General features: G+C 49.4%; 14 protein-coding genes and 1 riboswitch. Of the genes, 12 read left to right on the top strand and 2 right to left on the bottom strand.

Annotation, left to right across the window (positions count from 1 at the left end):
- The first annotated feature begins 31 nt into the window (after positions 1–31).
- The 5 genes from AC1DUA_RS09800 (at position 32) to AC1DUA_RS09780 (ending at position 3,050) form a co-directional block, all read left to right on the top strand.
- On the top strand, positions 32–169 hold the full coding sequence (locus AC1DUA_RS09800) for a hypothetical protein (protein ID WP_477499551.1): 138 nt from the start codon (positions 32–34) through the stop codon (positions 167–169).
- Entirely contained in the window at positions 166–501 is a 336-nt protein-coding gene (locus AC1DUA_RS09795) for an STAS domain-containing protein (RefSeq protein WP_477499549.1), read from the top strand. The genes AC1DUA_RS09800 and AC1DUA_RS09795 overlap by 4 nt, the downstream gene beginning before the upstream one ends.
- A 233-nt stretch (positions 502–734) precedes the next feature.
- Positions 735–1,553, top strand: a complete 819-nt coding sequence (locus tag AC1DUA_RS09790) for a PP2C family protein-serine/threonine phosphatase (RefSeq protein ID WP_477499548.1) — start codon at positions 735–737, stop codon at positions 1,551–1,553.
- A gap of 128 nt (positions 1,554–1,681) precedes the next feature.
- Positions 1,682–2,326 (top strand): eCIS core domain-containing protein, encoded by a 645-nt coding sequence (locus tag AC1DUA_RS09785; RefSeq protein WP_477499547.1) that lies wholly within the window; start codon positions 1,682–1,684, stop codon positions 2,324–2,326.
- A gap of 202 nt (positions 2,327–2,528) precedes the next feature.
- Positions 2,529–3,050, top strand: a complete 522-nt coding sequence (locus AC1DUA_RS09780; RefSeq protein ID WP_477499546.1) for a YbjN domain-containing protein — start codon at positions 2,529–2,531, stop codon at positions 3,048–3,050.
- Positions 3,051–3,591: 541 nt separating this feature from the next.
- Here AC1DUA_RS09780 and AC1DUA_RS09775 read toward each other — a convergent pair.
- Entirely contained in the window at positions 3,592–4,278 is a 687-nt protein-coding gene (locus tag AC1DUA_RS09775) for a hypothetical protein (protein WP_477499545.1), read from the bottom strand.
- Between the two features lie 188 nt (positions 4,279–4,466).
- On the opposite strand from AC1DUA_RS09775, the gene AC1DUA_RS09770 reads away from it, so the two are divergent.
- Both AC1DUA_RS09770 and AC1DUA_RS09765 read left to right on the top strand, forming a co-directional pair.
- Entirely contained in the window at positions 4,467–5,288 is an 822-nt protein-coding gene (locus AC1DUA_RS09770; protein WP_477499544.1) for an FAD-dependent oxidoreductase, read from the top strand.
- Complete coding sequence (locus AC1DUA_RS09765) at positions 5,281–5,811, top strand: FAD-dependent oxidoreductase (protein ID WP_477499543.1); 531 nt, start codon at positions 5,281–5,283, stop codon at positions 5,809–5,811. The genes AC1DUA_RS09770 and AC1DUA_RS09765 overlap by 8 nt, the downstream gene beginning before the upstream one ends.
- A gap of 249 nt (positions 5,812–6,060) precedes the next feature.
- On the opposite strand, the gene AC1DUA_RS09760 is transcribed toward AC1DUA_RS09765, so the two are convergent.
- Entirely contained in the window at positions 6,061–7,044 is a 984-nt protein-coding gene (locus AC1DUA_RS09760) for a bile acid:sodium symporter family protein (protein ID WP_477499542.1), read from the bottom strand.
- Positions 7,045–7,204: 160 nt separating this feature from the next.
- A riboswitch (TPP riboswitch) is annotated at positions 7,205–7,303 on the top strand.
- A 144-nt stretch (positions 7,304–7,447) separates the two neighbouring features.
- On the opposite strand from AC1DUA_RS09760, the gene AC1DUA_RS09755 reads away from it, so the two are divergent.
- The 5 genes from AC1DUA_RS09755 to AC1DUA_RS09735 all read left to right on the top strand — a co-directional run.
- Positions 7,448–8,098, top strand: coding sequence for a DUF561 domain-containing protein (locus AC1DUA_RS09755; protein WP_477499541.1), 651 nt, complete (start codon positions 7,448–7,450; stop codon positions 8,096–8,098).
- Positions 8,082–9,269 (top strand): glycine oxidase ThiO, encoded by a 1,188-nt coding sequence (gene thiO / locus AC1DUA_RS09750; RefSeq protein ID WP_477499540.1) that lies wholly within the window; start codon positions 8,082–8,084, stop codon positions 9,267–9,269. Before AC1DUA_RS09755 ends, thiO begins: the two co-directional genes overlap by 17 nt.
- A complete protein-coding gene (gene thiS, locus AC1DUA_RS09745) occupies positions 9,253–9,456 on the top strand; it encodes a sulfur carrier protein ThiS (protein WP_477499539.1) in 204 nt (67 codons plus the stop codon). Before thiO ends, thiS begins: the two co-directional genes overlap by 17 nt.
- 6 nt (positions 9,457–9,462) lie before the next feature.
- The gene (locus AC1DUA_RS09740; RefSeq protein ID WP_315953022.1) at positions 9,463–10,230 is read left to right on the top strand and encodes a thiazole synthase; all 768 of its coding nucleotides are present in this window, start codon (positions 9,463–9,465) and stop codon (positions 10,228–10,230) included.
- Positions 10,231–10,491: 261 nt separating this feature from the next.
- Positions 10,492–10,645 (top strand): bifunctional hydroxymethylpyrimidine kinase/phosphomethylpyrimidine kinase (locus AC1DUA_RS09735; protein WP_477499550.1); only part of this gene is annotated, 154 nt, incomplete at its 3' end.

Genomic DNA, 10,645 nt, shown 5'->3' with positions numbered 1-10,645 from the left:
GCTCAGGGAAAGCCCTCGTGTTGATCTTGGTATCGACGAGCGTGGCATTGGTGGTCTGGGCATTCACTTCGTGAAACAAGTGATGGATGATATCCGCTATGAGCGTCTAAATGAAGAAAATGTACTGATGATGACAAAACGACGCATTCAGGAGGAGGGAATATCATGAATATTACTGAGAGCATACAAGGGGATATCGTGCTGCTAAGCTTAAATGGCAGACTTGATGTGAATACCTCAGCGAGTTTGGAAGCTGCTTTCTCGAAGCTGGTCGAGCAGGGGAATGGTAAGTTTGTGTTCGATCTACAAGGACTTGACTATGTTAGCTCCGCAGGCCTTAGAAGCTTGCTGTCCGCAGCCAAGATGATCAAGGTTATTCAAGGCAAGCTAGCGCTTGTACGCATGAATGAGAATGTCAAAGAGGTATTCGATATGTCAGGGTTTAGTGCCATTTTTTCGATTTATGACAAGGAAGCAGATGCGATCCATGCTATTTCTTAGTCGAACGAATAAGTGTCAAGGTCGAGCCCAAGAGCTGGGGAGGCGTAATTGATGAATATCGTCGTTGGTGCCCTTCTTCTTGTTTGTTTGGCGATTGGCATCGTGTGGCAGCTCAGCGAGCGAAGGCGCAAGACAGCTGAGCTTGAGCTCCAGCGGACGATGCAGTTGTTCGATGTTAGCTTGGAAGTGAATTCGACGATTCAGATCCAATCGCAGCATCTTTGGAGAATGCGATGCTCTATGATGTGCTGGAGAAGACGACGGCTGCCAAAGAACGAATGGAAAGCGAATTGCGTATCGCAACGGACATTCAAATGGGTTTCTTGCCACGCCAAAGCTTGTACATGACTGGAAGTTCAGGGTCAGATCTCGTTGAACCGAATGAGATTACGGTTGAAGCTAGGGCCTATATTCGTCCGGCACGTGAGGTAGGCGGGGATTTCTACGATTATTTTCGACTTGGTGACGACAAGCTGTTTTTCGTTTTAGGGGACGTATCGGATAAAGGTATTCCTGCGGCGCTGTTCATGGCGGTTACGATGACCTTGCTCAAGGGTAAAATGTCGCCAGACATGTCGCCCGGAGAGCTTCTTACGGCCGTTAATCAAGAGTTGTATAAAGACGATTCTACAATGTTTGCGACGATTTTCTGCGGTGTGCTTGATGTAGGCACTGGGCGTTTGCAGTATAGTGACGGCGGCCATTGTCCGCCATACGTAGTCCGTGAGAACGGGGATGTGGAACAGCTGAAGGGGAAAAAGGGCCTTCCGCTCGGCGTCATGGACGACATGATTTATGCGGATAATGAAGTGACTCTTGACCGGGGTGACCGCCTTATCATGTATACGGATGGGATTACGGAAGCAGAGGATCGGCGGCAGGAGCAATACGGCTTCTTGCGACTTCATGAGCTTTTAAAAAAGGAATTGTCCAGCCAGCCGGCACAGTTATTGGAACACATTACCCAAGATGTCGACCGCTTCGCGAATGGCGCTATCCAATCGGATGATATTGCGGTGCTCATCGTAGATCGAAAACCAAACAAAATGTAACCTCAAAGATCCGCAGGTATGATATAGTGAAATTAGATGACATCATGCGCTCAGATACGGATAATGATGGGGCGCAAGCCGTCGATTGATGGCATTTTACTCAGTACTACCATTCTAGGAGGGTTCATATGCCAATGCATCTATCGCGTATCAACAGGCAGCCAGATACTTCCCTGCACAATCATACTCGCAGCAAAAGTAATGCACACGCGCAATCTGCGGGAGCAGATCTCATGAATATACAACGGTCTATTGGCAACAAAGCGGTAGGCAGCATGCTGTCCGTACAGACGAAGCTAACGGTTGGACCGGCTGGAGATGCCTATGAGCAAGAGGCTGATCAAGTTGGCAAAGAAGTGGCGGATAAGATCGCAGCCTCGGAAAATAGCGGATCTTCAGCTTCTGATGTTCAGCGRAGYGAAGGCGGAGAGRCWGAGGAWGAAGAGCTGCAGATGAAATCGTCAGACGGCGAAGCGTTTGAGGCAGGGGCTTCCGTTGAGTCRCAAATTAAATCCAAGCAGGGCAGCGGCAGTAAGATGGATGCGCAGATTCAGGCGAAGATGGAATCAGCCTTTAATGCGGATTTCAGCAATGTGAACATCCATAATGATTCAGAGTCGTCGAAGCTTAATGCTTCGTTAGGTGCGGAAGCATTTGCGACAGGGAATGATATCTTTTTCCGTGAAGGTCGGTATAACCCGGATTCCCATCAAGGTCAGGAACTGCTTGGACATGAGTTAACGCATGTCGTTCAGCAGCGAGGCGGCAAATAGGTGAATCTCGTATGAGCAACAGGGATAATGATGTCGCCTGTTGCTCTTTCGCATGCAGGAGGGATCTCTATCGAATTTCCTGCTTCTCTGAAGCTGTGGGACTAAGTATATTTGTACGTGAGAAAGTTAAAAATGATCAGATTAAATGATTCAGCAGCCTAGTTGAAGCAATGGGCATAAGAAAGTAGGAGGGCGGACACATATGCTGCCAGATCATGTACACGCGCGTCATTACGCGCAGTTAGGGCTTTTGAAAGAGATTTTGGATGAGACAGGCCTTGCCACCAATTTGTTGGAGAAATCAGAAGCGATTCCGCTTCATGTGCTGATGGCAGGTTTTCAGGAGGATAAAAAAGGGCGGGAACGTTTTCTGCACTTTAGCTTTTTGCCGTTGAACGACGAAGAGATCGCTGCGATCCAGCTGCTGCAAATTTACAGTACGCTTCCTTTTCACCTTGATGAGGATAAGCGCGATGAGGTTGCCTCTGTGCTTCTTGAGATCAACACGCGATTGCCGATTGGCCATTTTGGCATTAATGAGCATAATGAGCTGCATTACCGCTACGTGTACAGTATTTCGGCTGCGCGTCCTTTTGACAGCGAAGAAGTGCTGGAAATTTTGAGCTTGTTCGTTTATATGTGTGATATGTTTGCCGATCACGTCGAGCTGGTGGCCAGCGGTGAGGCTGATGCCGAGCAGGTTGTTCAGGCACTCAGAGGTTAAACATGAACAGAAAAAGGGCTTCCCGAATGTAGATAAATCTACTGACGGGAAGCCCTTTTTCTGTTTGGATCAACCTTTGGGGAACTAGGTGCCGCTACTTGTGCGAAATCACCACATTCCCTGCTTAAGCGGAACTACAGGGTCTTATTTGCCCGCAGGATGGCGTATTTAGCCAGAAAACGACCAAATAGAGGCCTACAGTTCCCACTTATCTGCCCAAAGATGGCCTTTTGGATAATTAGCGGCTTGTAGTTCCACTAAAGGAGCACCCTCCGGAACCGGGATTACGCGTACTTAACGCCAATTTCTACAGCTATTTCCCTCAATTATTCCATTTTTGTCCAATTAAATGGATTTTCTACCGCTAATTTCGCTAAACTAGCACATTTTCATCCAGCCAGGGGCCATTAGCTGGAGTTCCTACCGCTATTTCGCTCCCTGCCACTGAGCTAAGCAGATTAGCGGTAGTTTTTCCATCTATCCAAAACTGTCATCAATGAATCGAGAGGCTCTGTAATTCCACAAAAGCATAATCGCTGCTTTATTTCACTCTCTCCTGCAAAAGCTCAACAAGCTGCTTGCCCGGATCTTTCATTTGCGCGCCATTGCCAAAGCCATTGCCCCCGGCAGGACGGTTGCCGCCTGCTTTGCCGCCGTTCTCGCGAGGCTGATTCCCAGCATCCGTGCCGTCTGAACCGGCTGCTGCATTCGGTGAAGCCGATGGTGAAGCTGAGGCGTCGGGTTTGCCACCTTTTTGTCCGCCACCATTCCCGCGCGTGCCATCGCCTTGATTTCCGCCGCTAGCTCCTGGTCCATTCCCGCCGCCATTCCCCCGATTAGCCATCCGGTTCGCAGAGTCGTCGATGAATTTCTTCTGAGCGTCCGTCAGCTTTTCGAGGAGCTTCGTTTTATTCTCGTCGCTGAGCTCAGCCTTGGTCTCGATATCCTGCGCAACGGGCAGCATGACTTGGGCCTGCTCCTTAGTAATCGCAAGACCGTCAGCCTTGTCCATCATAAGAAGCGTTTGGAAGGTGCTGAACATCTGTCTTTGCGCCTGACTCATAGCGGGACGATTCTGTCCTTGCTGCTTCGTGTCTGCCGAAGCTTGCGCGCTCGGTTGAGGCTGCGCTGTGCTTGCTGCTGCTGACTGAGGGGCAGCTTGATTGCCGCAACCGCTGAGCAACGCGGGAATTAGGATGCATAAGCCGGCTATTTGTTTCATTTTCATATGTCTATGTACCACTCCTATCCTTGATCTTCCACCTCATTGTACGGCGCAATTATGAAAAAAAAGAGAAGGGAAGCTGAATTGCAGATAAAAGTTAGCTTAAAAATGGCTGAGTGTGATGAGATTGAACTTTATGGCGAGGAGATCGTCATTAATTAAGCATCCATAATTTGTATTTGGAGGAAGCGATGAGAAAATATCAGGGATTAGAAATCGGTTTGCTTTTTACTTGTCTATTATTTATAGCTGCCTGTGATCAGGAGAAAGTTCATGTGGAAAAAGAGAATCGTAGTTCTAGCCAAGCACATGTTGTTGTGATTGGTTCAGAAATAGAAGGAGCCTATCTAGCCAGGGCTGCAATCGACGAAGGGTTATCGGTGACTATTCTGGATCCAAGAGAGCATCCAGGAGGACAGCTCATTCAAGGACAGATGCAGTTTCTGGATGAGCCGGTCGATGACCAAAATCACTCGTTGCTTCAAGGAAGAGTTAAGGAGCTTTTTAAGCGTTATAAAAATAGTGAGATCAGAAAAGCAAATGAATTTGAGCAGTATTTCAATTCACTTATTAAGGGGATACCACTTGAATCTGGCGTCTCTATAACCAACATTGATAGAGTAAAGGATACCGTTACAGGCACTCAGAAAATAAAGTCCATAACCTATCTTACAAAAGAAGGATTAGAAAAAACCATTAGCGCTGACTATTGGGTAGAAAATACGGATTTCAACGCGTTAATAGGTGGCCTTGAATTGGAACGGATTCCGGGCATTGAGACTGTATTCGGCGGAGCTCAAGAGCATATGGCAGCCACGATTATGATGAAATTCCGCAACGTAGATTGGGAGAAGTTCCAGAGCGAAACGAATCGGCTAACCAAAAAAGATATAGAAAATAAATATGGTTCAACCACTACGGTGACAGATAAATTTACGTGGGGTTTTGGGAAGATCGGAGCAGCATTCACCCCAAGCAGCAAGGAAGTATTTCTTCGCGGGCTAAATGGCTGAAATGAATGGCTTTCCAGATTATTTGTACATTCGTGATTATAACCGTTATCAAACAGAATATGTCTTGCAGGCTTCGGACCTGATGAGTGGCAAAATGTTCTGGGATAACGTAAGCATTGGAGGTTACCCTATTGATCTCCAGGGAACAGCGAGTCACACTTGGGGGCAACATAGCGGAGACCCCGATAAATATGGCATGCCATTACGGTCTTTCATTCCCAAAGGATTTGCAAACGTCATTCTAGCAGGCAAAAACGTAGGAGCCTCATCTGTGGCCTATGGCAGTGCGCGCATTCAAGCCAATACCTCTTTAGCAGCTGAAGTTATAGGAATACTGCTTGGGCAATTAAAAGGAGAGCGGGAATTAAGCAAATTAACACAAGACGAGATGCAAGATATCCATGAATACTTAAAAAATAAGTATGGAATTGTCCTGAACGGTGTGACAGCAAAAAATAAGATGGGAGATCTGACTGAAGATCAAATCCACCAACTTAATATAGGGAAACTATTGCTTCCTTAATGGCGGTTACTCTCCAAGTACTAATATCCAAAGTACTAGGTAGCCTAGAAGAGGCACAATCAATATTCCTGTCAAAATGAAAAACCAGATCAGAGGACTTTTGAGATAGCTACTGAGTACTGTTCGAAAAGAAGCCTGTTTTTTAAACAATGGCATGCGCTTCACCTCCAGAATATTAGACTGAAGAATGAACAATAAGTTCCTTTTATTTCCAAATATAAAAAAGGAGCTGCGCAGGCAGCTCCCCAGTTAAACTTGTTTGGCACGATTCACAGTCAGATTAGGCCTATCACTTTTCAGGGCGTATCTTCTGTTCAAAAGAAAGCCAAATAACGACGCCAGCGACTGCTGGAACAGCATCCCGAGCACAACAGGAATCGCCACAGGCGGCGGAAAGTACGCTACAGCAAGCACGGCGCCAGCGCTAATATTCCGCATACCACTGTTAAACGTAAGAGCCACGACAACGTCCTGCTCCCACTTCATCAGCTTCGCGACAATCCATCCCAGGATATAGCCTAGGGAAGCGAGAGCTAGTACAAATCCAGCCAAACCAAGCAGCTTGGCATTAAAATCTCGCAAGTACGGCGCGATAACGGAGCTATTAATAGCGACAACGATGCCCATGCATATTTTCGAAAAAGGACCTAGACGGCCGCTCCATTGCTCCTTAACTCTGCCTTTCGTCCATTGGTTGAGCAGCATGCCCAGTAAGGAGGGGACGACGATCATGAAGAACAGACCTTGCATCATGGCAAAAGTGTCCATCTGGACTTTCGTTCCGACCAGCGCAGAGAGTGTATAAGGGACAACAAATGGTGAAAGAACGGTATCCATGAGGATAATGGAGAGCGTCAGCACGATATTTCCGCGATAAATGGCGACCCACACGAAGCTTGTAATACCTGTTGGAATGGCTGCAGCCAGAATGAGTCCTGTGATAGTTAACGGTTCATTGCTGTAAACAGTGTGCCCGAGCCCAAGGGCAAGCAGCGGCATACCAACATGCAAAATCAGCAGCGTAGTAATGAGTGGAAGCGGTTGGACGATAACTTTCACAAATTCCTTGAAGCTGGAGCTTATGCTGCCCGAGAACGTCATAAAGGCAAACAGCCAAGGCGATAAGAAGGTAAAACCGGATAAATGACTGCCGAGCAAAACACCGATAAGTACGCTGACTGGCGTGATGAGGGGCAAGATTTTTTCCAGTTGGCGATTCAATTGAGAGAGCATCTAGGTGATCATCCTTCCTGACAATGGGTAATAAAGGCCGAGGTAAGCGTTCTCCCTATTATAAGAGCAATATGGCCGGGTGACTAGGTTAAGATGAGATGGAAATTTCTATTTCCCAACGACTGGATACCGTGTTATGATAATGAACAAATGAATACGAATGTATCCCTAGGGGCGCCGCAAGGCTGAGACAGAGCAATCTGAACCCTTTGAACCTGAACTGGGTCATACCAGCGGAGGAAAGTGGAAACCGGACTTTTGGCGCCTCATTTTTGCATGATTATTATGCGGGCAACCTACAACCACTTTTCTTAGGAAAAGTGGTTTTTTTGCGTCCTGATTGGCGCTGCCGGGTGTCTTGTCTATTGATACAACGGTTCAAAAAGTGAGGAGGCGGACTTCAATGTCCGAGTGCGAGCTGCATGTGATATCGAGCGGCAAGCTGGCTTGGAAGGATATGGCGGCGATTGCAGTCCAGATTCATCCCTATGTCACTGCCATTCATATTCGCGAGAAAACGAAACCGATGGATGAAGTTTTTATAGGTGTACAGTATTTGTTGGAAAAGGGTGTACCTGCCCAAACCCTCTATGTCAACGGCTATCCTTGGATGGCAGCCGCTGCTGGACTTGGAGGTTTGCACCTTCCCGAAAACTCTCCGCCGCTATTGGCGATAAGAGAGAGCTGTCAAAGCCAAAGCGTGCAGCGAACGGGAGTCTCCGTACATAGCGTAGAGGAAGCCCTGAAGCGCGAGCGGGAGGGGGCGGATTACGTCTTGTATGGGCATATTTTTGCGACGAATTCCAAGTTGGGGGTTGGGCCAAGAGGGCTCGAACAACTGCGGAATGTTGCAGAGCAGGTCACGATTCCGGTCATCGCAATCGGTGGCATGACACCCGCTAGAGTAAAGTCTGTACTTGCTGCGGGAGCTTCTGGCATCGCAGTGATGAGCGGCATTTGGGAGGCGGCTGATCCTGTGGAAACGGTAAAAGCCTATATCCGAGAATTGCAGCTAGAAGAAACCAGAGGTGAGAGATATGAAGCATACGAGTGACGTTATCATCGTTGGCGGAGGCGTGATAGGCGCTTCCATCGCCTATCACTTGGCGAAGCGAGGCCAGTCCGTCACGCTGCTGGAGCGCAGCAGGTTAGGGACGGAGGCCTCGGCTGCCGCAGCCGGCATGCTCGGAGCGCAGTCCGAGATGGAGGACACTGGGCCCCTGTTCCAGTGGGCCCGGCATAGCAGAGCGATGTTCCCCGAACTGAGCGGGGAACTAGTAAGCCTCACGGGCATCGACATCGGTCTCGTCCGTGAAGGGCTCTTGAACGTCGCGCTCAGCGACGCTCAGGAACAAGAGCTGCGCGCGCGGGAGAAGCTCCAGCACGCTGCGGGCGAAAGAGCGGAGTGGCTGAGCGCAGCCGCAGCCGCAGAGCTCGAACCCGCGCTGAGCAAGGCGACGCGCGGAGCACTGTACCTGCCCGAAGATGGGCAGGTGGAGGCGCCGATGCTGGCGGCGGCATTCGCGCAGGCAGCGCGTGTGCTCGGGGCGAAGCTGCAAGAATTCGCCCAGGTACATGGGCTGCTGACGGAGCGCGATCGCGTCATCGGCGTCATGACGAGCGAGGGACCGCTGCATAGCGACCACGTTGTCGTGGCAGCCGGGACGTGGAGCGGTCAGCTCCTCGCTGGCAGCGGGATCGACCTTCCGGTGTATCCCGTGAAGGGGGAGTGCTTCTCGGTTCTCACCGAGAAGCGTGAGCTGCAGAAGACCCTGTTCACGCCAGGGTGCTATATTGTGCCCAAAGCGGGAGGACGGCTGCTCGTCGGAGCAACGGTTGTGCCGAACAGCTACGACCGCAAGGTGTCGCTGGCCGGACTGACAGAGCTGATGGCAAGAGCGAAGCAATTGATGCCTGCAATCGGTGAAGCTGAGTGGGAGAAAGCTTGGTCAGGCCTGCGTCCGCAGACGCCAGACGGCATGCCGTACATCGGCAAAGTCCCAGCGTATGAGGGGCTATTTACGGCCTGCGGGCATTATCGCAATGGGATATTGCTCAGCCCAATTACTGGGAAGGTCATTGCTCAGCTTGTTTCAGGTGAGGATGTGGGCAACTTGCAGCCGGAATTGGATGCCTTCTGCCCCGATCTGTCGGGAGCACCCAAGCGGGGAGGAAGCGGGCGACTACAAGGAGAGGAGCTGCACAGCATTGAAACTGCACATTAACGGACAAAGCGTCGAGGTTCCGGATACGATTCGGACCATTGAAGAACTGCTTGCACATTTTGAACTGCAAGAGAAAATGCTCGTTGTCGAGCATAATCACAACATTTTACAAAAAGAAGCTCACATGAAAACGGAATTAGCTGAAGGACATCAAATCGAAATCGTTCATTTTGTTGGAGGGGGATAATTAACCATGTTAAAAATCGGTCCATATGAGTTTCGTTCAAGATTACTATTAGGCACAGGCAAATTCCCGAATTTTGATATTCAGAAGCAGGCTGTAGATGTGAGTGAGTCGCAGATTTTGACGTTTGCGGTGCGGCGGATGAATATTTTTGAGGCGAGCCAGCCGAATTTCTTGTCCATGCTGGATGTGTCGAACTTCACGTTACTGCCGAACACGGCAGGAGCCAAGACAGCAGAGGAAGCCGTGCGTATCGCCAAATTGGCGAAGGCATCCGGGCTTTGCGACATGATTAAAGTAGAAGTCATTGGTGATGAGATGACGCTGCTGCCTGACCCGGTTGAAACATTGAAAGCGTCTGAAATGCTGCTGGAAGAGGGCTTCATCGTGCTGCCATATACGTCGGATGACGTGTTATTGGCGAAACGTCTGCAAGCACTTGGCGTGCATGCCATCATGCCGGGAGCTTCACCAATTGGCACAGGGCAAGGCATTATCAATCCGCTTAACCTGAGCTTCATCATTGAACAGGCAACGGTGCCAGTCATCGTCGATGCGGGTATTGGTGCTCCATCGGATGCTGCTCTGGCAATGGAGATGGGTGCGGATGGCGTGCTGCTGAATACAGCGGTTTCGGGTGCTAAGGATCCTGTTAAAATGGCCTACGCCATGAAACTCGCTATTGAAGCGGGACGTGCCGGCTTCGAGGCTGGACGGATTCCGAAGAAGCGTTATGCTTCCGCAAGCAGCCCGATGGATGGTTTTAGCCGGGTTTAGGGATGGGATGAAATTCCTTGCGGACCTGTCAGGCGTTATTTCGACTATTCGGCGGCATGAGAAGGAGTTAACGGACTGAGGAGTCGCTATTTGCAGATTTTTATTGCTCTTATTCTAGCCGGATATAGGTCATATCAAAGCAATAGCGCTACTCCAGTCCGTTACATCGTAATTCATCCCAAATTGATACGAATAGAGGTAGCTCAGTCCGTTAGACAAGGTCTTACACGACGACATATTTGAAAGGGGGAGCCAAACCAAATGTCCATTTACAAAGCGTTGACGATCGCGGGATCTGATAGCGGAGGAGGAGCGGGAATTCAGGCCGATCTAAAGACATTCCAAGAACTGGGCGTCTATGGCATGTCGGTGATTACTGCCGTGACCGCGCAGAATACGCTTGGCGTTCAAGGCG

The organism is Paenibacillus sp. 01T422, from assembly GCF_056398785.1.
This window is presented reverse-complemented; position numbering and strand designations above follow the sequence as displayed.